Raw genomic sequence first — 19,701 nt, 5'->3', positions numbered from 1 at the left:
ATGAAGGAGAAATCAATGCCGATTCCATCTCTGCCTGCCTACTATCAGCCCCAGGTCTGGATCGACGACCACGCACTGCCTGACGGACCAAAGGTGCAGTTCGACGCAGCGATCGCGTTGTTCGAGCTGCCGAATGAGCCATTCACGGCGGCGGTGCAGTCGATCCTTGCCGGCAACGTCCGCAATCTCGACCCCGTCGGCGAGGCGGCCGTCGAGGAGAGTTTCAACGGTCCCTTCTATGTTCGGATCGAGCGCGACGACTTCGAGACCTGGTGCGGGAAGCTGCAGCTCAATCCGGAGGAGGTCGGCAACCTGGAGCAGGGCTATCGAAAGGAGCTGCTGAAGAAGCTGCAGGCGGCTCATTTCACCGAGATCGCGGACTGGCGTCTCAAAAACGACGACGGCAGTGAGCTGTCAGCCGATCAGCAGAAGCCCTGGCCTGTTACGATTTCGGCTGCGCTGGACGGCGGGATCCTCATCGGTGCGACGGCACCGGATGGCACGGTTCGCGAGCTTCTCATCGAGATCGATCAGGGGCGCTTCAAGGTCGGAGCCTATCTCGACCAGACCGTGGCCGAGGAGCCGACCGTCATGCATGTGCTCGACGACGGCGTCATTGTCAGCCATGGTCGCGAGCTGACGAAGTTCGTGCCGGGTGAAGAAGGTGGAGTCAGTGTCTCAGAGCTTCCCGAGCTCTATGGCTCCCCTGCCCCAGGTTTTCGCCCCTGATGAGTGACGCGGCTCGCGCCGGCATCACTTTGCTCCAGCAAACATCGCCTCGCAGCTTTCGGGCTTCGGGGCGTATGAGCGGCAGAACTGGGTCAGAAGCGCTCTCTGGTCCTCTCGCAGGATGCGGTTTGTCTCCTTAAGCTCCGCGAGTATCCCGGAACTGTTGATCAGGGTCTGCAGGTTGACCGGGACCAGGCAAGTTCCCGCTTGCAGGTTATCGATCTTTTCGCCGCACGAGGTTGCGTTCACCTCGTCTGGCGTATCCGTGTAAGGTCCTTGGCAAACTGCGCCGGTGAAGCTCGTCGAGCCTCGCTGGCAAGAACGCTGCTTGATATCTGCAACGCAGGCCGAAATCGCGGCGGCTCGGCATTTGAGGTCGCGAACGAAAACCTCTTGAGCCGTTGCATCCAAAGCGCTGGTGGATCCAGAGATGAGGACGGTGGCTAAAAGCGCGAAGCGGGCGTGCATAGCTATCTCACTTCGTTCCAGGAAGGGTGTCGTCGCATCTTTCGGGGTGATTACCGATGGATTTGCACAGCTGGTTGAGCAACGCCCGCTGATCCTCGCGGATCGCGCGGTTCGTCTCTCGCATCTCTGCAAGGATCGCTCCCAGGTCTATCTTGACGAGGCACTCATTGGGCCTCGTGTTATCGAATTGCGCAGAACAGGAGTCGACGTGCGTCTTATTTGCGTCGGTTTCGGCCGGGATTGAGGTTGTTTGCCGGCAGTAAGTCGGATTTATGGTCGCATCGCACGCTGAATTATAGGCATTGACGACGCAGGCCCGGATGGCTCGCGCTCGGCATTCCAGATCTCTGACTGCGAAGGATTGAGCGGACGCTGAGATGTCAAAGAGGGCCAAGCCGGCGGAAAATGCGGCTGCTCGCGATGCTATCCGAAGGTCGACGCGCGCCATAAGAGCCCCCTGCCCTGCCGATCGCAGATTTGCAGGTATCTGACGCTGCGGCAAGATGGGCTCAGCCCCCGGCCTCGGCGAGTCGCGCTCGGCCGGCATCGGTGATCTCGTAGCCGCCATGTCGGTAGTCTTCGAGAAGCTCGGCGCCGACGAGGGCACGAGCGTTCCGGTCCCAAGAGACGCGCTCGAAGCCCAGCAAATAGGGGCGGTCGACGAGCCCGAGCTTGTGACCGGCTGCGGTCCTGAGGATGCGCAGCCGGCTTTCTGTCAGGCGGAGGGGCTTGGCCTCAGCCATAGACGATGTCCTCAAGCACGATCATCTGCAGCAGAACGTCGCCAGTGGTCTGGTCGCCCTGGTCGCTGAGCAGGTCCGCGAAGTGCCGCGGTGCCTTCGTCGCCATCAGGACGAGGCCGCGTTCGATGTCGGCGTTTGTGATCACGCGTTCGCCTTCATCGTTGCCTTCCTCCTTCTTCGGATCCTCGAAACGAAGCTTGGCCTTGAAGGGCTGCGCGAACACGGCTTCGTGCCCGTACCAGACGAGATTGCTGTCGGGCTTGCGGTAGCCTTCGACGAGCTCATCCCCATGCAGCCAGTAGTTGGCGCCTCCTTCGAACGCGCTGACGAGCGCATTGTGGATCTTGTCCATCGGAACGGGGATCGAGATTGAAACGGCTTCGACCTGCGACATGGCTGCCTCCTGCAATTCTTGGGGATGAATTGACATAACTCCTGCCATAAGTCAAATGTCGTGAGTGCCGATCAAGGAATCGATTGATGAAACTTGGCTACGTTCGCCTTTCCCGGGCAGGGCCGACATTGGACGCACAGCTTTGCGCGCAGCGAGATGCCGGCGTTCCGCCCTCGATGATCATGATGGATGACCATCGAGGGAGCGCGCCCTACTCGTTCGAGAGCCGCTCCCTGTTGCTGCATTCGCTGAAATCCGGGGACGAGCTCGTCGTCGCTGCTGCGTCGCGCTTGGGGGTGGGCTTAGATGATGTCCTCGGTTTCCTGGCTGATGTCGCGCGTATCGGCGCGACGGTCTTTGACGCCGAGACAGGACAGAGGTTCACCTGGCATCCAGACGCTGCGGGAATCGTGGATTTCGCCCGCCGGGCGACCAGCGGAACGCGGCTGGAGGTCATCGCAAAGATGCAGCGAAACCGAGAGACGTCGGAGCACCTTGGTGGCCCCCGGCCTAAGCTCGATGGAGAGCTGCTGGAGCGCGCTCGCAAGATGTGGGGAGACCCATCCTTGTCGGCTCGGGACATCGCGGACGAGCTGGAGGTCAGCGTGCGGACGCTTTACCGGCATCTCGGCGATCGGAAATGAGTAGGAGTTGAGAGTGGGTAAGCCTTCCCATAACCCCGGTCGGGGCAAGAAATTCGATCAGATCTTCTACGATGTGGAATCGGTCGACGGCGATGACGAAGCCGGGCGGAAAACCACGATCAAGAAGGTCGTGATTGACCTGTATTTGCAGAAGAAGCTCTCTCAGAAAGCCTCCGAGGGGCCTGCCGAAACGACTGCTGCCGGAATCCTCGCGGTATGCGACGAGACCGGTGACACTGAGTTCGGCACCGACATCAACGCCGTAATCGCGGGCATCCGCTCGAAGCTCGATTCCGCCTTTCGCATCGCTTGGGAAAAGTGGCTCGTCGTTACGGTCAATCCTGTCCGTGCATATGGCAAGGATGGCGGCGGTGGCCTTGAGCTGACATGGAAAGAGGTGCAGCGTGGAAAGACGGTCACGGGCGACGTGCTGATGCGCTCGTACAATCTGCACGCTGAATGGTTCAACCGCTGGCAGATTGAGCCGTGGCCTGATCAGGTCCGGGGCGAGGACGGCAGGATTGTGGCCACGATCCCGGCCAGTCCCGAGAACGAGAAGGCGCTGGAGCGCTTCGTCCAGCAGATCAACGAGCTCCGGAAGCGCCTGGCTGCCCTGGTGGCGCCCGGCGAGATCGAGCAGACCCTCGCGGCGATCGCGGCCGGGCCGATCACGGCCCTGATCGGTGCGAAGAACAGTCCCGGTTCGTAGGACTGTCTCGGCGTTCCCTCAAACTAAGAGGGCCCTGCGCTAGGCAGGGCCCTCTCGATCCCCTTTTCGGGATTTGACGCCGATCCCCTCGACAGCTCGACAAGGGCATCTTGAACTGGGCGACTCCGCTTGGGAAGCCCCAACCCTCACTCGAACGGGACGAACTTCCCGCAGGCGATGAGGCCTCGGCCGTCCTCGGTAACGTACTGCGCGGTCGGGTCCGAGCATGAGTCGATCAGCATCGGAGGCTTCCCGGGCAGGAACACTCGCATCTCGCAGAGCTGGCGCCCGCACTGCCCTCCTCCGACGACCATCGAGAGCGTGGCCGGGCCGTACGCGGTCTGCACCTGCGCTGAATAGTGGGTCATGTTGGCGAACAGGTCAGGCGCGTTGCGCTTGATGTCCTGCAGCTCGGGCCATGCCTTCAGCACCTGCCCATCCTTGTCTGCATCCACCGCTTGGAACTTGATCGGCGCGCCAGTCGGCTGGCCTGAGCTCTGTGCGAAGGACGCCGGGCCGCTCGCCAACAAAGCGATGCCGATGGAAAGGCGGGCGAGAAGCAAGATTGATCGGCGCATGCGAGAATCCTCGAAACGATGCCCGAACGATACCACAACCCGTCGCGAGCAAAAGGACGATGGTCGCTGATCCTTACATTTCGGTGAATTGGCGGGACGATCGTTGGAACCTGCAAGGAATGCGGCTAGCCTGATTGAAAGAATCTTGGCTGGCGGCCCTATGAATCGAATCGCAATCCTCTCGGCGCTCCTTGCGACCTGCATTTCGATCCCTGCTTTCGCACAGAGCTCAAGCTCGTCGAGCAGCAGCTCCTCGTCGAGTTCGGGCGGTGGGCAATGCACCGGCGCGCAGGCGTTCGCCGACCGGGTTGCCAAGAGCGAGTCTGCAGGCAGCGGTAACTACCAGGCTCGGAACGGCAACTATTATGGCCGCTATCAGATGGGGCAGTCCGCCCTCGTCGAGGCTGGCTACATGAACCGCAGCGGCGGGTTTACGGGCACGAACGGCGTCAACAGCTGGGGCGACTTCCTCAACAATCCGTCCGCGCAGGACGACGCTTACGGGAAGTACCTCCAGTCGAACTGGCGCCAGGTGAAATCCTTCGGGCTCGACAAATATGTCGGGCAGACGATGCCCAACGGCGAGACGATCACCGAGTCCGGCCTGATGATGTCGATGCAGTTCGGCAACGTCCGCGTGAGGAACTATTTCAACAGCGGGATGCAGTGCTCGGCCGCTTCGTCGGATGGCAACGGCACCTGCGTGGGCACCTATATCTCGCGTGGCAACGGCATCGACATCTCTGACGTCACCGGGAGCAACAGCACCGGCGCGGGTGGGAACTCGTGCAACAACAAGAACGAGAACCAGACCGATAACAATCTCGATAAGACGTCGAAGACCTGCCAACCGACGATCCCGATGCTGCAGGCGATCCCGTGCGAGAAATATCCAGCCGCGCTCCAGGGCTTCTGTCAGCGTTACAAGCCGCTCCAGATGAACATGAGCGACTGCCAGAAGGCGGAGAAATACGCGGAGAGCGCCTCGAAGGGGAACCGCGAGAACGAATGCTCGCAGCAGACCTTCCGCCGCGGCACCTCGGCCTGGTCCTTCGTGCTCGCTTGCTCCTTTGCGAAGACCGACCAGGGCCAGACCGGTAACGGCGAAGAGGCCAAGAACAACTACTCGAAATACGCCAAGAACGGCGGCTCCGGCGGCGGCGGAGGCGGTGGTGGTGGCGGCACCGGCGGTTCCGTCACCGGCGCCGCAGACGACCCGAAGTGCATCGAGCGCCTCAAGGCCAAGATCCCCGACATAAAAGTGCTGGGCCAGCTAAATGCAGGGTCCTATCAAGGGACGGCTTGCACCGTGCCGAGCGCGGTACGCTACCGCGGGAAGGCGGTCGATTTGGGTCGCGAGCTGACCATGGACTGCTCGCTGGCCGAGCAGTGGGAGAACTTCGGCGAGGCGGCCAAGGGTGGCATCGGCCTGACAAAGATCCAATCGCTCGGGACGCTCAGCTGCCGCGGTCAGACGACCAGCAGCGCGAAATTGTCGGCCCATGCTGTCGGGAAGGCCATCGACGTGTCGATTTTCTATGGCAGCACCACGGGCGACACGAGCCAGTATTATTCGAACCCGAGCGTGAAGCAGTATCTGCAGGGTCAGATGCTGCCGATCGCGTGCGGGAAGTTCCGCGGCGTGCTCGGGCCTGTGTTCTATGTGAACCGCGGCGGCTACAAGCACTATCACTTCGACTCGCGCGACAAGGGTACGACGGAATGCGGTGCAATCGGCGTAAAGCCAGGGGGCTGACCTGATGCGGCTTGCTTCCGTTGCCCTGGCGCTAGCCATGCTGGCGCCCCTGCCCGGGCACGCTCAGTTCTTCTTCGACCCCAAGCCACCAGATCTGGAGGTCGAGGTCGGACCTGACGAAATCGCGTCCAAGGCTGCCGGCTTCGAGACGATCCAGACCGGCGACTGGCCCGAGGAAGAGCGGACCAAGATGGTGCACGAGCACTTCGTCCTGCCGCTCGCCCAGGAGGAAGGAGCATCGCAGATCGGGTTGACCGATTACGCGCTCATCGACGTCACGGGCGACGGCTTTGCTGATCTCGTCCTCTTCCCGAGGATCGTCGACTCGAAGAAGACGTTCAGCGGGCCGTCCGACGGGCCCCGGGTCCTCGTCTACGTTTTTGACGGGGAGAACTGGCACCGCGCGCTCGACGCGTATGCCCTTGAAGTCGGGCGCAGGAAGGTTGTCCTGCCAGATGGGACAGAGCGGTACGAGCTTGCGCTGATCCACGACAAGGGCTTCGACCGCTATGTGCTGGACGATAAGTCCTTCAAACGAGCGAACTGACACGGCCCCCGATCACCACATTTCTTCGCGGTCCAAGGAATCCATCGTAGGTTCTTCTTGTGGGACGCATCGGAATCGCGACGATTCCAGGTGTTCTGCGGAGCTCGCCAACGATGGACGCAAAAATCGGAGATCGGGATGAACTCTCCCGTGCCCGTGTCAAGCGGGATGCTGTCGCGCTCCGCGACAGCCAGGATCCGACACGGCTCTACCTGAACGAGATCGGACGCAAGCCGCTTCTCTCGCGCGAGGGTGAGTTGGCGTTGGCCATCCGCATGGACTCTGCTCGCACCCGCATTCTGTTCGAGCTGTTCCGGCTTCGGCTCTGCGTCTCCGTCATCCAGGAATGGATCGATGAAGTCGTAGCGGAGAAGCTGCGACTGGAAACGATATTCGCGCTCCGGGAAGCGCAGGCGCCGGTCGATCCGGACGCGGCCGATCTAGATGCGCCCTCCCCTGCCCCAGCTGAGCCATCAAGCGAGCTCCGAGATCTGCTCCTCGACGCACTGGCGATGATGTCGTCCGCCGGCGATATCGACGAGCAGTCGCGCGTGATGGCCGGGCGGTGGGTAGCTGCGCGTATCGATGCTCTTCGCCTCGAGGAGCTGCTGAAGCCGTTCGATGTGGTTTCGGAGCCGATCGAAGGGATCGGACGAACACTCATTCGGGTGGCTTCCGAGGTCGGGATGGCTCGGATCGACTTCGTCGCGACCTGGCGGCGTCGTCCCGGAAGCTCGGGAGATGACACGCTCTCGCGTTTGGCAGGCCTGTCGCCGGCGTGCGCGGCAAGCGTCGACGAGGTCAACCGTGCTCTTGGCTGCTGGCAAATGAGTTTCGGCCGTTACTCGATGGCGCGGGAGGCTCTGTCGCACGCGAGGCTGGAGCTGAAAACGGCGAAGCAGGAGATGACCGAGTGCAACCTGAGGCTTGTGGTCTCCGTCGCCTGGCCTCTCGTGGAACGAGGCCTCCGGCTCCTTGATCTCGTTCAGGAGGGCAACATCGGTTTGATGCGGGCGATCGACAAGTTCGATGCCTCGCGCGGCTTCAGGTTCGGAACCTATGCCGTGTTCTGGATCCGCCAGGCTATCTCGCGAGCGCTGTCCGACCAGGCGCACACCATTCGCGTCCCGGTGCACACTGCGGAAAAGGCCTCGCAGGTGAAGCGGGCAACGCAGGGGCTCCGGGATCAGCTGGGCCGGGAACCAACTCACGATGAGGTCTCGGTCAAATCCGGGGTTCCGGTTGAGACGGTCCGCCGGATCGGGTTGCTCGTTCGCGACGTCGTCTCGTTGGATATGAAGATCGGGGATGACGGGGACAACTCGCTCGGCGACCTGGTCGTCGATAGGCACAGCCCCTCCCCCGATGCGATAGCGGCTCAAAGCGAGCTGCGTCGTCTCTTGTCGGCCTCGATGCTCTCGCTTTCGGCTCGCGAGGAGCGCGTCGTTCGGATGCGCTATGGGATCGGTGTGACGGAGATGCACACCCTTGAGCAGGTAGCGGATGGCTTCGGTGTGACGCGGGAGCGTGTCCGCCAGATCGAGGTCCGGGCGCTGTCAAAGCTCAAGGCGCACCGTCGTTCGCAGGATCTCGCCGAGCTGCTATAGCTGGAGCAGGCCGATTCGCGAGGTGGTGCATGCGCGACGAGGAACAGGTTTGCGCCGCGCTGGAATGCGTGGTGCGGGTCGGTGACGTCGAAGAAGGCCGGACGGATCGACCGTCGACGGTGGCCATTCGCGAGCTTGCGCTCAAGCAGGGCCTGATTTCCTGGCATCCCGTAGCCGGCCGTTTCGTTCTCACGAGCACGGGGCGCGCGCGTCGCTCTCAACACAGGGCTAGAGCGACGCAAAGTGTGGTCAGCTTCCCGGTCGATCGCCGGCGAGCAGAGCGTCGGAACTAGCCCTCGGCCTTGTCGAGCTTGTTCTGCTGGTAGTACCGCCAGACGTCGCCGAACAGGTCCTTGTACGAGAGCCGCATTTCCCGCGCGTGCTCGATGAAGGAATTGATGTCCTTCAGGTAGAGACGCATGTTGAGCTGCTCGACGATATCGGTGGGCTGGCGCAGGGCGACCTTCTTGGTTGCGCGCGTCACCGGCACAACCTCCACCGGCGCCGCAGCCGGAGCTTCCGGCGCCTCCGCCCCTTCTCGGCTGACGAAACCCATTTCGCGACCAACACGATCAGCCAGCTCTGCGGGCACACTGCGGGGCGCAGATGGCTTGATCTGCGCGACCCGATCTAGCCCGAAGCTGGCCTGGGGCTTCTTTGTTTGTTCCGCCGTCATCGTTGGTCTCCCTATGCGGCTTTCTCGCTGCGCTGCGAGGCGATAACGAGTTCAACGAGCTCATTTGCGATCTCGCGGGCGTTGTCGCGAGCGGCCTGCAGGCCGTTGACGCGCTCCTCGTCCAGCTCTTCGAGAGTCTGACCCCAGGTGAACATGCTGGAGAAGGCAACGCGCTGGTTGAGGTGATTCGTCAGCATCGGGATGTTCTGGGAGCGAAGCTCGTCGAGGATCATCCGTTCATTGCGGGTCTTCACGACCGTGTTGGTCCTCGTCAGGAGAACCCGGTGGGGGATCTCGCGCTTGAACGCTTCTTCCTCTGCCCGGACCAGGTTGAGAGCCTTGGCGGCCTCCTGCGCGTCCACCGCGCTCGCTTGCATCGGGATGACGACCACGTCGGAGCGGCTGAGCGCACGAGAAACCAGCAGAGACGCCGTGCCTTCCAGGTCGATGAAGACGAACTGGACCTTAGCGGCCTGCTCCTCGATCGCGCTGATGATGCTCTTTTCGGTTACGTCACCGATGACATTGACCGTGCTTTGGGTCTGATCGCGGCTTTTCCAGTTAACGATGGGGCGGTTTGGGTCCGCATCGAGGATGGTCACCGTAGCGCCGCCCGCGGCCAAAGTGGTCGCCAGGACGAGGCAGCTCGTGGTTTTGCCGCAGCCGCCCTTTGGCGAAGCTACTGAAATTACTGGCATCGCTGAGCCTCCTGCGCGTTCGCCGAGCCTCTTTGTGAGGCCAAATGGTTAACGACGGGTAAATGATAGGCTTCGATTCGATCGGATTTGGTAGGCGTCGGGAGCGTTTGGGAGGAGTGAGTTCGAGCTGGGACGCACTCCTCCCATTGCGGACGATAGGCGATCATATGGGGCGAGAGCAACGCGTACTCTACCGGCCCCTATCGAACGGGAGGAGATCGTCGGATAGGGGATGATCCCGAACGATAGGATCGGATATCATCCCATCGGATATCATCCCCTATCCGAGGATAGGCGACGCGAGTGGAGCGAACGCGACGATAGCCGAGCCTAGGAGAGCGTATGGTATCGAACGGGACGATAGGGACCGAGATCGTATGGGACGCTAGCCTATGGGATGGGAGGCGAGAGAACGAGAGCGTCAGATAGCGGCGCCAACTCTAGCCGACTGGCGCGTTCCCTACCGGTCGGGAGGAAAGCATATCGAACGGGAGAGACGCATTCGCTCCCGTCCCCTCGGAGAGCCTCTCCAACTGGACGCTCCGCGAGGGGACGAGCGCGACCTGTCCCGAAGGATGCGGGAGGATTTCAAACTCTCCCGTCGGCGAGGCACGCGTAGGCGAGGGGACGGCAGAGTTCCGTACGTGACGCGCGTCTAGTGGACGCGATGCTTCACTTCTCGACGCTATTCGACGCTAGGGTTCGCTCCCGTCAGAGATGAGCGCGTCCCGGACGCGGCAGTGCCCGAGCCTCGCGACAGGGAGGAGCGGAGCCGGGTAAAAGGGCCGATCGCGACGGAGGTCAGGGCGTTGAGCCAGTCCCGAGAGCCTAAAGCCCGATTTTGAGGGGATTCCGGTGCTTCAGTTAGACGGCTGAAAAGCAACGTCAAAACAACGGCTTAGACGAAACAACGGCGATCATTCCAGGGTCATTTGGCGGCCCTGCGATGAAAATGTCTGTGCAAAGCACGCTGCCGGCGGCTGGGCGAGGCCGAATTGAGGCATGGATGGCGGGGTCAAAGTTCCGAAACGTGAGGGGCAGGTGTCTCGAACTTCGCCGTGGTTCGTTGGATGACCTCGATCACGCGAATCCGCGGATGCCTTGGCTCAAGCTTCAGGGCGCTCCGACGCGACGGTTCACTTCGACCGCGGGTTCATCAGCACCTCTGCGAAGCGGGCGGAGCCCTGCAATCCTTGCTATCAAGCCTGTCGGTCGCGGAGCAAGGATTGCGTGAAGAATCCATCATTCCATTGCGCAACTGACGTTCTGAGCTAGGCTTCCCGAATGGACTTGCTACGCCGAAATCACGAATCGCGGAAGCTGCTTGCCAGCAGACGCACAATCCTCGGAGTCGGTGCCGGATTTGTCGCGGCGAGCACGCTCGGCTGTACACCCGGCAATGACGAGATGCAGGCATCGGCCGCGCGCGGCAGCGATCGCGTTGCGTTCCGCGATACGGTCGCTTGGTTTCACCGCAACTCCGCGTCCGTGAGCATCGCGCTCGTCCCGTTCAAGATGACGAAGGAGCAGAAGGACGCGGTCCTTGCCTATGGAGGCGTGGAGCCGACCCTCGGCACCTCGGAAAAGATGCTCGAAGTCCGCTTCGATCTGAAGGATGACAGGGCCTCGAACCGCATCGTTGTCGAGCACATCGACCAGGTCCGTTTGACCTTCTGGCACTTCGACGAACCGCCGGCGGTTTTCAACTTCCGGAAGGACAGCTGGAAGAGCCCTGAAATCGAGCTGATCAATGTCGACGGCGAGGCTCGGGCAGGCGGCTTTCTGATCGGGACACTCCGCTCCCAGGCCTTGTACCAAGGGCCACGCGGAGTCCCGGAAGCCTACTCGGTCAACCTTGGCGGAATCGCGCTGAGCCTAGCCTAGTCGCGGTCCTAGCCCTGCCGGATCGTGCGCAGGTTCTTGACGGCGAAGACGATGAAATCGCCGCCGATAGCACGGGAATCCAGCACGTTCCCAAGGCCGGCCGCGTTGAGGACCTGGGCCAGCAGACGCTGCGCGTAGAGCTCCGGCGATCCGTGTGAGCGGGCCCAGCGGATCATCAGCGGCGCGATGTCGGAAAAGCGCATGCGGGCGCTCACACCAACCCGGACAGCGTCGCGTGCAGTACGATGATGGCGGAGGATGGCGGCAGCTCGGTCGATTGATTTGCCTTCTTCGGTCGCGAGCGCCTCGAGGCGGTCAAATTCAGCGTCGATGCGAGCGCGCTCTTCAGCGGTGAAAAGAGTGGTCATCACAAGGTCTCACGGTCGTCGCCGGCGTCGGCGCGGGTTGGAGGAAGGGTGAGGAGGCCGGCATCGCGGGCGCGCTCGAAAGCAGCCAGATCCGAGATCCCGGCAAGGTTGAAGTGATCGAGGAAAACCTCGGTCGTGCCCCAGGTCAGCGGGCGTCCCGGGCCGTCGCGCCGTCGGCCCGGACGCACGAGATCGGATGCAAGCAAAACGTCGAGAATGCCCGGCGAGAGCTGGACACCGCGGATTCGTTCGATTTCGGAGCGCGTCACAGGCTGGTAGACGGCAATCGTGACGAGGGTTTCGAGAGCCGCTCGTGTGAGCCGCAGCGGTTCTTCAGCGAGCTCTCGCGCCAGGTCCGATGCCTCCACGAGGGTCCGGAGAGACCAGCCAAGTTGCGACTGGTGGAGCTGGACCCCACGGCCTTCGTATTCGGAGGCGAGGAGGCTGAGAACGTCATGCAGGGGAGGGGCCCCGTGCGGCTCCAGGAGCCTGGAGAGCTCGTCCTCGGGCATCGGGCCAGGAGCACTGCGGAGTGCGGCCTCAGCGACGTTAGCAGCCGTCTGAACGCTCATCTTGCGCCTCCGGTGCTCTTGATGCCGATCGCGAGGTCCTGTTGCTGGACTTCGACCTTCCCGCGCTTGGCGAGTTCAAGCGCTGCGACATAGGTCGAAGCGATCTTCGATCGGGCGTGGATGATATCGACCGAGGTTTCCCGGTCGACGAACGTCAGGATGCTGGCGAACCGGTCGTCGGGGATCCAGCTGTCACCCAGCGCGGCGATCGCCTCCTCCACCGAAAGGGTGACGTGTGGCTTCCTGACGGGTGCCTGGGCGGGCTGGAGCGTGTAGCGCGCCTCCCGGACGTATGCGGACAGGATTGCGTGCAGAGAGGCGTCCAGGCGCTTCCCAGGGCCTTTGGCGGCATCCAGGGCAGGGGAGGCGAACCAATCGACCCCGAGCCGCGGGCGGGACATCAGCGCTTCGCCGATCGAGCGCAGCGCATCGAGGCGGCGGAGGCGAACCGCGAGGTCCTCGACAACCGCGGAGGCGGCAGCCTTTTCGTCCTTGGGGGCCGGGAGAAGGATCTTCGATTTCAGGTAGGCCAGATTGGCCATCATCACGAGCCAGTCTGCGGCCAGTTCGAGCCTGAAGCTCTGCGCCGACCGGACCCAGGCGATGTACTGGTCGACGACGGCGAGGATCGAGACCTGCTCGATCTCGACGCGGCGCTGGCGAACGAGGTGGAGGAGGAGGTCGAGCGGTCCTTCGAAGGCGTCGATCGAAATGACCAGGGCATCCTGGTCTTCATCCGCGCTGTCGAAGAATGGGTCGGTCGTCATTGTAAGTTGCAGGTGCGGAGCTCAGGAGGCCATGGGAGACGACACGAAACCCGAGCCCCGCACTGTCCCGATCAGTTGATCAGAACTTGTAGGCCAGGCCGACCTTTCCGGTCTGGGTGACGATGTCGGAGTTGATCCCGCTGACCGGCAGCTTGAGGGAAGCGAAGTCCGCATCGTAGTCGAGGCGCAGCGCGAAATTCGCCGCGATCTCGCGCTCGACGCCGACGCCGACCTTCAGGCCGCCCTGCCACTTCTTCTCGCTGAGGCCGGCGAAGAGGTCCTTCGTGGTGTAGTGCGAGTAAGCGTACCCGACCTTGCCGAAGACCATCGTTTCCTTGTCGAACGCATAGCCGATGCGGCCTGCACCGCCGAAGGTGTGGTCGCGGCCGATCGAGAGGAGGCCGACGCCCGGCAGCACAGTGCTGTGCTCACCGTTGGCGAAGTCGTACGACAGTTCGATGCCGGTGTAGATGCCCGAGCTCGTGATACCGAAGCCCGCGAAGCCACCGCCGGTGAAGCCCTTCATGCCGAGATCGGTGGAGCCGAAGCTCGGGACGTGGAGCGCGGAGGTTTCGGCACTGGCGGAAACACCGCCGCCGGCGGCGCCGACATAGAAGCCGTAGGGCGACTGCGCATTCGCGGTGCCGGACAAGGCGGCCAGCGCGAGAAGGCTGGCGGAGGCGAGGATGAGCTTCCTCAACATGATGCAATCCCTTTCCTTCGCCAGGACGATTCCTGAGGCGACCTAATCGAGGAGCGCATCGGCTAGAAGGAATGTCAACGCGATCCTTGAGAGGATGCAAGGAATGCGTGGACGAAGGGTGGTTCGTGGATCAGAACTTGAAGGCTGAGCTGTCGCCCATCGAGATCTGGGCCTTCATGACCGGTGGCGGCGGGGAGAATCGATCGCGCACCAGGTTCTGCGCCTCGACCGAAAGCCAAAGCGAAAAAGCGAAGCAGGAAGCCATCGTAATCAGGAGCCGGAAGGTGCCGATGCCCCTGACAGACGTTTCCTTCTTGCGCTTATTCCGGCGCGGCACAGCCTTTCCGACCGTGCCTCGGTGTGGGGTGCGGCGCTTCGGGATCGTGTGCGCAGGCGCGACAAAGTCCGGGTCGAGTGGCGCTTTCGCGCCGTGCCCGGCGGTCTGCTGGCGACGGGGGAGGGGCTTTCGGTCCATGCTTCAAGCTACAGCGACCGGACGCCTTCGAAAAGAGGCTCAGCGAGCAATTGTTCGAAGGATTGAATGTTCCTGACCAAGCATTCTGGCAACGACCTCGTCTGCATCGCGGGCCTCGAAAGTGCGTCCCTGATCCGTCCGGAATGCCAGGCCGGCGATCTGCTCGGGCGGGATATTGGCGCGGTTGTTCTCTTGCAGGATCGGGGTGATCTGCGAGAGCGAGGGCTGAGCCGCGATGTGACTGAGATCCACGACCCACTTGCTGATGCCCGATAGCTCACGAAGGCGATCGTTGGCGGCCGCAATGGATTCGGCCAGTTCGGCGGAGCTCAATCGGGTGAGCGTTCGGCGTCGCTGCTCGATCGCGGCGGCCACCTCGTCACCCATACCGTTCAGCTCAGCGAGCTTTCCAGCATATTGGCTGTGAAATAGCATGTGGCATCCCCGGCAGACACACAGGATGCCCGTTAGCCGCTGCACCCCCACAGCTCCGTCCTCGTCCCCGACTGTCCAGTCCCAAATCTCGTGAGCCTGGATCGTGGGCCGAGGGTCGTCAGGTTGATGAATGGCCCTGGCGATTGCGCTGGGGCCTCTCCCGCCACAGATCGCGCACCGATGGCCGCTGGCCGCATAGGTCTGCTTGCGGACGTGATCCCAGTAATCCCGATCGAACAAGCTCCACAGGTTTTGGCCGGCGGCGTGCATCGGAAGGCTGGGCATGCTCACCGCGGCTGGTGACGGCCAAATCGCCATGGGCAACAGCCGCCCGAACGGCTGGAGGTCCATTTCGGGGGTCACGAACCAGGGAGAGGCGCCAGTGACCGAGATGTCCCTGATCGCTCCAAGGCGCTCGACCTGTGCTGAAAGCGACGCGGGCACCGGAAGGTAGATCCTGCGCTCTCGCGGTGCCGCCTTGGCGGTCGCGGTACGGTGAGCGTCCGTTCGCCCGCCGGCAGCCGCCAGAGCGGTCTCCTGCGCCCAGTCGCGGACCAGCAGGAGAGCATCCAGGCCACAGGCTGACGCCTGTGCGATCCATTCGTTCGACTTGCGTTTCCGGAGCAGTCCTGTCGCCCGAGCATGGATACCGTCCGAACGAGCCTTGATCGTGCGGCCTGGAGGCCCGAGTCGCACCATCAGGGGCGCGGCCTTCGCGAGGTTGGTCAAGGAGCGCTGCAGACGGTCGACGCTGTCCTTTGCGGCCTTCAGCTCGGCGATGTTGGTGTGTGCGCGCTCACGGATGCCGTGCAGCGCATCCTCGGCAATCTGCAGTCGAGCCACAGCGCGCGTGTGGATGCGCCCCAGCAGCGGGATCGTCGCTACGGCTGAGGTCATCTCGCAGCGGCGCCGGAGGCTGTCGATCGGCGCATGCGCCTTGTCGAATAGCGCATCGAGCTCGCGGCGAGAGGCGGAAAGCGTCGACACGTTAAGGCGCGCGGCCGGGAGCGCGGCGCGCACCAGGCGGCTTGCCGCGACGACGGCGCTATTCACCGATTCCTTGCCGCTCATAATTGCTTTTGCCGATCCATTCCTTGAGGAGTTTCTCCGCAATCCATGCAAGGGGGAAGGATTAATCCGCCGCCCACATGAATTGGGGAAGCGGACCTTGACCATCATTCAAATTGACCCGAATGATCGAAGCCGTTCCTGAGGCCACCCCGAGGAATCGGCGCTACGTTAATGAATTCGATCAGATCGATCCTTCTGCTCACAGCCTTGTCCATGGCGTCTCACGCCGTGGCGCAGGGTCCTGTGAGCCCGCCGACCTCCACTCCGGCCGCACCCAGACCTGTTCCGGCTCAGCCCGCGTCACCGACGCAGCCGCCTCCGAGTCAGGATGCGCGTCAGAACCCATTCCTCCCGGTCAACACCGCGGAGGAGGATCGTCGGATCGCGGATCGGGAGCGGATGAAGGGGATCGTCAGGGATCTTTTCCCGGAGCTGCGCAGCATGCTCCAGGGCGATTTCAATACCCTGCGTGGGCAGGTCGATGACGCCAAGCGCGGCCTCGAAGACACCAAGAAGCAGATCTCGGACCTGGCTGCGAAGAACGCGCAGCTGCCGGCCCAAGGCACCCCTCAGCCCGCTACCCCCGCAACTCCCAAAGGTCCGAAGCTGCCGGAAGGCGCCAAGTTCATCGGATGTGTCAATGGAAAGGCCCTTTACCGTGACGGCAAGCAAGGTTTCAGCTTCACCTGGACCGGTGCGGAAGCGGAAGTTTTCGGCTGCGACGCTCGCTAGCGTCGCGCTGACCGCTCTCGTCTCCGGTTGCGGGCAGAACCTGCCGGAGCCGGGGCGTCTTCCGACCCAGTCCGAGGCGCTCAAGGCAACTCAGGAGCGCTTCAACGCCGATGGCGGCGCAGTCGCGATCAAGCGCATCCGGGTGCCCGCATCCTCGCTGCAGCCCCGTGCGGTGCGGCAGGGTGTCTCGGCCGCGCTGCGGGCACGCCAGATCAGGGTTCAGTTTCCTGGAACGGATGGCACGGTTGCGGACCTCGTCCAGGCGCTTTCGGCAGCTGGTGTCCAGCTCGCTTTCAGCTGGAGCGATCCGGTGGTCGGATCCTCGTCCCCGACGACGTCGGGAGCGCCGGTGCGTCCGGGCGCGGCGCCGGCGGCTTCAACCGTCTCGTCGGGTGGTGCTGGCAGCGGTGGGGATGCCGTCCTCAAGCGCAGGCTTCCATTCCCGCAGTACGACGGCACGCTCGGCGGGCTGCTCGATACCCTGAAGACCGGCCTCGGCATCGTCTTCTGGCAGGAAGGCAACACGATCTTCTTGTCGGACAAGAACCGCTTCGCGATCGCCCTGCCGCAGAACGAGGACATCCTGAAGGGCGTCCAGGAGTCGCTGCGCAATCTCGGTGCGACCGAGATCGTCATGTCGGTCGACGCCGGTAAGATCGTCTATTCGGCCAATCCGACGCTGCAGGACGACATCATCGCGCCGTTCCTGAAGCGCACGGTCCGCAACCTCGCCACCGTCGATCTTCGGGTCGCCGTCGTCTCGCTGACGATGAATGACAAGTCGGCGCAGGGCTTCGACTGGAGCAAGTTCGCGGCGATCGTCGACCAGCGCCAGAAGGGCATTGCGGAGGCGCTGAGCGTCAAGGATGTGTCGCAGGCCGCGACGAACACCACGATCGGCAACAACGGCACGGCGACCAACACGGTCAACTCGCTGGCGAACAGCACGGCGCAGCAGTCCATCCTGCCTACGACCGTCGTGAACCAGAAGGGCGGGGTCGTAGATCTGACAAAGACCGGCCTCGTGCTCGGCACAACCCAGGTCGGCACGCTCTTTGGGGCGCAGACGGTGACGTCGGTTTCGACGGCAATCGCCTTCCTGTCGACCTTCGGCAACACGAACGTCACCCAGAACGTCGAGTTGCGCACGCTCTCCGGGCGGCAGGTGAAGATACGCTCCGGTGACGAGATCCCGTACGTGAAGGGTATCGGCATCGGCACGCTCGGCTCTGCCGGCACCGCGGCAGCGAACGGTACCGCCGGCGGCAGCTCGAACTCGAACACGCTCGGCACCGCCCAGACCGAGACGGTGAAGACCGGTCTCACCGTCGAGATGGTCCCGCGTTTCGACTCCGACGCCGAGCTCGTCACCACCGATCTGAAGATGGAGCTGAAGTCGCTCGTCGAATTCGTGAAGCTCGATGCCGGCAATCAGCTCGGTAGCCTGACGCAGCCGCGGACCCAGGACCAGGAGCTCTCCAACATCGTGCGTATGCGTGCCGGCCAGACCGCGGTCATCGGCGGCATCCAGTATGACCAGGAGCAGTTCGACGGCAACGAGCCGACGTTCCTGCGCGACAAGATGAAGGCTCGCAGCCAGTCGGCCGGCTACCGCGCGCAGAACATCACGCGGAACGCGCTCTTCATCATCCTGCAGCCCACCGTGACGACCTACGAACCGGTGGAGTGATCATGGACAACGTCATCGACACCCAGGTTGGGGCTCCGAACAAGGCGATCGTCGGCTGGCTTGAAGCCGGCACGGCCCGAAAGGACACGATCGAGCATATCAAGGACTATGCGGCGCGCTTCTTCGTCTCGCCGAACACGACTTGGTACGCGACCATGCCCTTCATGGGCGGGTTCCTGTACGAGATCCACGAAGGTGGTGTCGGACAGTCCTATCTCCCGGATATCGCCAAGGCTCTAGCCGAGCGTCGTGATCCGGCGTGGTTTCGCACGGGGCGGCGTGTCTACTCGGTCGCCATGCGCGACGGCCTTCCGGCGCTGGTGCTCCAGCCCGAGAAGGAGTCGCTTGCCCTGATCGCCGCTGGTAACGGACAGCTGGTCGCCAAAGGCAAGATGCAGCGCCTGGTGCGCCGCGGCACCGGGACGCTTGTCGTCGGATCAGCCCTTTTCGGTATCGGCGCGACCTTCCTGTCGATCGCCTGGGGCATTCACGCGGCGGCGAGCCTCTTCTACGCACCCACGATCCGTCAGCTCGAAACGGATCAGTTGCCGCACCGCAGCTGGTCGCTCGTGGAGCGCGTGCCGGCGCATCTCTACGTCGAGGCACTGCGCTTCAAGGACAACCAGTGGACGACCTCGATCAAGCCAATCGGTGGTCGGGCTGAGCCGACGCCAGCGCTCCCGCTGCCCGCGGTCCAGACGCCCACGGCGGTGCCTAATTCCCCGCCTCCGGTGGTTACCCCAGCCCAACCTGCTCCGCTGCCGATCCCGGCGCCGATTTCGACCACGGGTGTCACGCGATGAAGGTCCGGACTGCAGTCGGCATTATCCTCGGTCTCACCGGCGTTGGCATGTTCGCCCTCGGGACGGTGGTCATGGGCCGCGCGCTCGACCGAAATGTCGTCAACGAGCAGATGGCGCAGCGGGTCGAGACGTCCTGCCGGACGCATCTGGCGCGCCTGACCTCCTCGGCCGGGACGGCGCCGGCCTCGCTCGGCACGCCGGCCGGCGGCGCGCGCTCGATGAACTTCCTGCCAGGTGGCGACATCGAGATCGACTTCGGCGAGGTGAAGGGAGACCCCCGCCTTGCCCTCGCTGACGCGACCGCCGCGCTGGCTACCTGCCCGACGCGGCGCATCGCCGAGGTGTGCCTGGGGACGAGCTGCGCCCGCCAGCCGTCCAGCCAGATCCGTCTCGTCGTCCGACTTTCCAGTGTGAAGTGAGATACCCGATGAACTCGTTCTTCAAGTTCGCCCGCATCATGGACGTGGTGACCGCCATCGCCATGGTGCTGATCGCCATCTGGATGGTCTACGCCAACTGGCCGTCGCCGACCGTCTGGACCTGGGTCGCCATCGTAGGCGCCATCGTCAGCATCCCGATGGCCTTCATCGACATGGGGCAGCTGATCCGCACCCACGTTCTTGGCCGGTTCACGCGCGTCAAGCGGGGCTGA

The 19,701-nt window shown here is 63.2% G+C and carries 25 protein-coding genes; 13 read left to right on the top strand and 12 right to left on the bottom strand.

What is annotated here, in order from left to right:
* Positions 1-15 precede the first annotated feature (15 nt).
* Complete coding sequence (locus tag OCUBac02_RS25625; RefSeq protein WP_173050541.1) at positions 16-729, top strand: hypothetical protein; 714 nt, start codon at positions 16-18, stop codon at positions 727-729.
* A 24-nt stretch (positions 730-753) separates the two neighbouring features.
* Here OCUBac02_RS25625 and OCUBac02_RS25620 read toward each other — a convergent pair whose 3' ends face one another.
* The 3 genes from OCUBac02_RS25620 to OCUBac02_RS25610 all read right to left on the bottom strand — a co-directional run bounded on the left by OCUBac02_RS25620 (position 754) and on the right by OCUBac02_RS25610 (position 2,334).
* Positions 754-1,197 (bottom strand): hypothetical protein, encoded by a 444-nt coding sequence (locus OCUBac02_RS25620; protein ID WP_173050539.1) that lies wholly within the window; start codon positions 1,195-1,197, stop codon positions 754-756.
* 509 nt (positions 1,198-1,706) lie between these two features.
* Positions 1,707-1,940 carry a hypothetical protein gene (locus tag OCUBac02_RS25615; protein WP_173050536.1) on the bottom strand — a complete coding sequence of 78 codons (234 nt, stop codon included), beginning with the start codon at positions 1,938-1,940 and terminating at the stop codon, positions 1,707-1,709.
* Entirely contained in the window at positions 1,933-2,334 is a 402-nt protein-coding gene (locus OCUBac02_RS25610) for a hypothetical protein (protein WP_173050534.1), read from the bottom strand. The genes OCUBac02_RS25615 and OCUBac02_RS25610 overlap by 8 nt, the downstream gene beginning before the upstream one ends.
* A gap of 86 nt (positions 2,335-2,420) precedes the next feature.
* On the opposite strand from OCUBac02_RS25610, the gene OCUBac02_RS25605 reads away from it, so the two are divergent.
* Positions 2,421-2,978 (top strand): hypothetical protein, encoded by a 558-nt coding sequence (locus tag OCUBac02_RS25605; RefSeq protein ID WP_173050532.1) that lies wholly within the window; start codon positions 2,421-2,423, stop codon positions 2,976-2,978.
* Positions 2,979-2,991: 13 nt separating this feature from the next.
* Positions 2,992-3,687: a hypothetical protein gene (locus OCUBac02_RS25600; RefSeq protein ID WP_173050530.1), complete on the top strand. Its 696-nt coding sequence runs from the start codon at positions 2,992-2,994 to the stop codon at positions 3,685-3,687.
* 146 nt (positions 3,688-3,833) lie between these two features.
* Here OCUBac02_RS25600 and OCUBac02_RS25595 read toward each other — a convergent pair whose 3' ends face one another.
* Positions 3,834-4,265: a hypothetical protein gene (locus OCUBac02_RS25595; RefSeq protein ID WP_173050528.1), complete on the bottom strand. Its 432-nt coding sequence runs from the start codon at positions 4,263-4,265 to the stop codon at positions 3,834-3,836.
* 160 nt (positions 4,266-4,425) lie between these two features.
* On the opposite strand from OCUBac02_RS25595, the gene OCUBac02_RS25590 reads away from it, so the two are divergent.
* From OCUBac02_RS25590 to OCUBac02_RS25575, 4 genes are all read left to right on the top strand, one after another.
* Positions 4,426-6,021: an extensin family protein gene (locus tag OCUBac02_RS25590; RefSeq protein WP_173050526.1), complete on the top strand. Its 1,596-nt coding sequence runs from the start codon at positions 4,426-4,428 to the stop codon at positions 6,019-6,021.
* A 37-nt stretch (positions 6,022-6,058) separates the two neighbouring features.
* Positions 6,059-6,568: a hypothetical protein gene (locus tag OCUBac02_RS25585; protein ID WP_173050525.1), complete on the top strand. Its 510-nt coding sequence runs from the start codon at positions 6,059-6,061 to the stop codon at positions 6,566-6,568.
* Positions 6,569-6,681: 113 nt separating this feature from the next.
* A complete protein-coding gene (locus OCUBac02_RS25580; protein ID WP_173050523.1) occupies positions 6,682-8,175 on the top strand; it encodes a sigma-70 family RNA polymerase sigma factor in 1,494 nt (497 codons plus the stop codon).
* Positions 8,176-8,204: 29 nt separating this feature from the next.
* Positions 8,205-8,468 carry a hypothetical protein gene (locus OCUBac02_RS25575; protein WP_173050521.1) on the top strand — a complete coding sequence of 88 codons (264 nt, stop codon included), beginning with the start codon at positions 8,205-8,207 and terminating at the stop codon, positions 8,466-8,468.
* Here OCUBac02_RS25575 and OCUBac02_RS25570 read toward each other — a convergent pair.
* Complete coding sequence (locus OCUBac02_RS25570; RefSeq protein WP_173050519.1) at positions 8,465-8,851, bottom strand: hypothetical protein; 387 nt, start codon at positions 8,849-8,851, stop codon at positions 8,465-8,467. The genes OCUBac02_RS25575 and OCUBac02_RS25570 overlap by 4 nt on opposite strands.
* An 11-nt stretch (positions 8,852-8,862) precedes the next feature.
* Positions 8,863-9,549 (bottom strand): ParA family protein, encoded by a 687-nt coding sequence (locus OCUBac02_RS25565; protein WP_173050517.1) that lies wholly within the window; start codon positions 9,547-9,549, stop codon positions 8,863-8,865.
* Between the two features lie 1,284 nt (positions 9,550-10,833).
* Here OCUBac02_RS25565 and OCUBac02_RS25560 point away from each other — a divergent pair.
* Positions 10,834-11,433, top strand: coding sequence for a hypothetical protein (locus OCUBac02_RS25560; protein ID WP_173050515.1), 600 nt, complete (start codon positions 10,834-10,836; stop codon positions 11,431-11,433).
* An 8-nt stretch (positions 11,434-11,441) separates the two neighbouring features.
* Here the strand turns inward: OCUBac02_RS25560 and OCUBac02_RS25555 are convergent, their stop codons facing one another.
* The 6 genes from OCUBac02_RS25555 to OCUBac02_RS25530 form a co-directional block, all read right to left on the bottom strand.
* A complete protein-coding gene (locus tag OCUBac02_RS25555; RefSeq protein WP_173050513.1) occupies positions 11,442-11,801 on the bottom strand; it encodes a hypothetical protein in 360 nt (119 codons plus the stop codon).
* Complete coding sequence (scpB, locus tag OCUBac02_RS25550; protein ID WP_173050511.1) at positions 11,801-12,373, bottom strand: SMC-Scp complex subunit ScpB; 573 nt, start codon at positions 12,371-12,373, stop codon at positions 11,801-11,803. Before scpB ends, OCUBac02_RS25555 begins: the two co-directional genes overlap by 1 nt.
* Complete coding sequence (locus tag OCUBac02_RS25545) at positions 12,370-13,140, bottom strand: segregation and condensation protein A (protein WP_173050509.1); 771 nt, start codon at positions 13,138-13,140, stop codon at positions 12,370-12,372. Before OCUBac02_RS25545 ends, scpB begins: the two co-directional genes overlap by 4 nt.
* A 79-nt stretch (positions 13,141-13,219) precedes the next feature.
* Entirely contained in the window at positions 13,220-13,843 is a 624-nt protein-coding gene (locus tag OCUBac02_RS25540) for an outer membrane protein (protein ID WP_173050507.1), read from the bottom strand.
* Between the two features lie 130 nt (positions 13,844-13,973).
* On the bottom strand, positions 13,974-14,318 hold the full coding sequence (locus OCUBac02_RS25535) for a G protein-coupled receptor family protein (RefSeq protein ID WP_173050505.1): 345 nt from the start codon (positions 14,316-14,318) through the stop codon (positions 13,974-13,976).
* Positions 14,319-14,357: 39 nt separating this feature from the next.
* The gene (locus tag OCUBac02_RS25530; RefSeq protein ID WP_173050503.1) at positions 14,358-15,824 is read right to left on the bottom strand and encodes a hypothetical protein; all 1,467 of its coding nucleotides are present in this window, start codon (positions 15,822-15,824) and stop codon (positions 14,358-14,360) included.
* A 399-nt stretch (positions 15,825-16,223) separates the two neighbouring features.
* Here OCUBac02_RS25530 and OCUBac02_RS25525 point away from each other — a divergent pair, with 399 nt between their 5' ends.
* Genes OCUBac02_RS25525 through OCUBac02_RS25505 form a run of 5 tightly spaced genes read left to right on the top strand, consistent with a single transcriptional unit; the run spans position 16,224 to position 19,701 of the window.
* Positions 16,224-16,556, top strand: coding sequence for a hypothetical protein (locus tag OCUBac02_RS25525; RefSeq protein WP_173050501.1), 333 nt, complete (start codon positions 16,224-16,226; stop codon positions 16,554-16,556).
* Positions 16,519-18,246 carry a type II and III secretion system protein gene (locus OCUBac02_RS25520; RefSeq protein WP_173050499.1) on the top strand — a complete coding sequence of 576 codons (1,728 nt, stop codon included), beginning with the start codon at positions 16,519-16,521 and terminating at the stop codon, positions 18,244-18,246. The genes OCUBac02_RS25525 and OCUBac02_RS25520 overlap by 38 nt, the downstream gene beginning before the upstream one ends.
* A gap of 2 nt (positions 18,247-18,248) precedes the next feature.
* Positions 18,249-19,049 carry a hypothetical protein gene (locus OCUBac02_RS25515; RefSeq protein ID WP_173050497.1) on the top strand — a complete coding sequence of 267 codons (801 nt, stop codon included), beginning with the start codon at positions 18,249-18,251 and terminating at the stop codon, positions 19,047-19,049.
* A gap of 47 nt (positions 19,050-19,096) precedes the next feature.
* Entirely contained in the window at positions 19,097-19,468 is a 372-nt protein-coding gene (locus OCUBac02_RS25510) for a hypothetical protein (protein ID WP_173050495.1), read from the top strand.
* An 8-nt stretch (positions 19,469-19,476) separates the two neighbouring features.
* Positions 19,477-19,701 carry a hypothetical protein gene (locus OCUBac02_RS25505; protein WP_173050493.1) on the top strand — a complete coding sequence of 75 codons (225 nt, stop codon included), beginning with the start codon at positions 19,477-19,479 and terminating at the stop codon, positions 19,699-19,701.

Origin of the sequence: Bosea sp. ANAM02 (assembly GCF_011764485.1) — a bacterium.
Taxonomy (GTDB): Bacteria; Pseudomonadota; Alphaproteobacteria; order Rhizobiales; family Beijerinckiaceae; genus Allobosea.
Note: the sequence above shows the minus strand (reverse complement) of the source record. Positions and strands in the feature narration are given on the sequence as shown.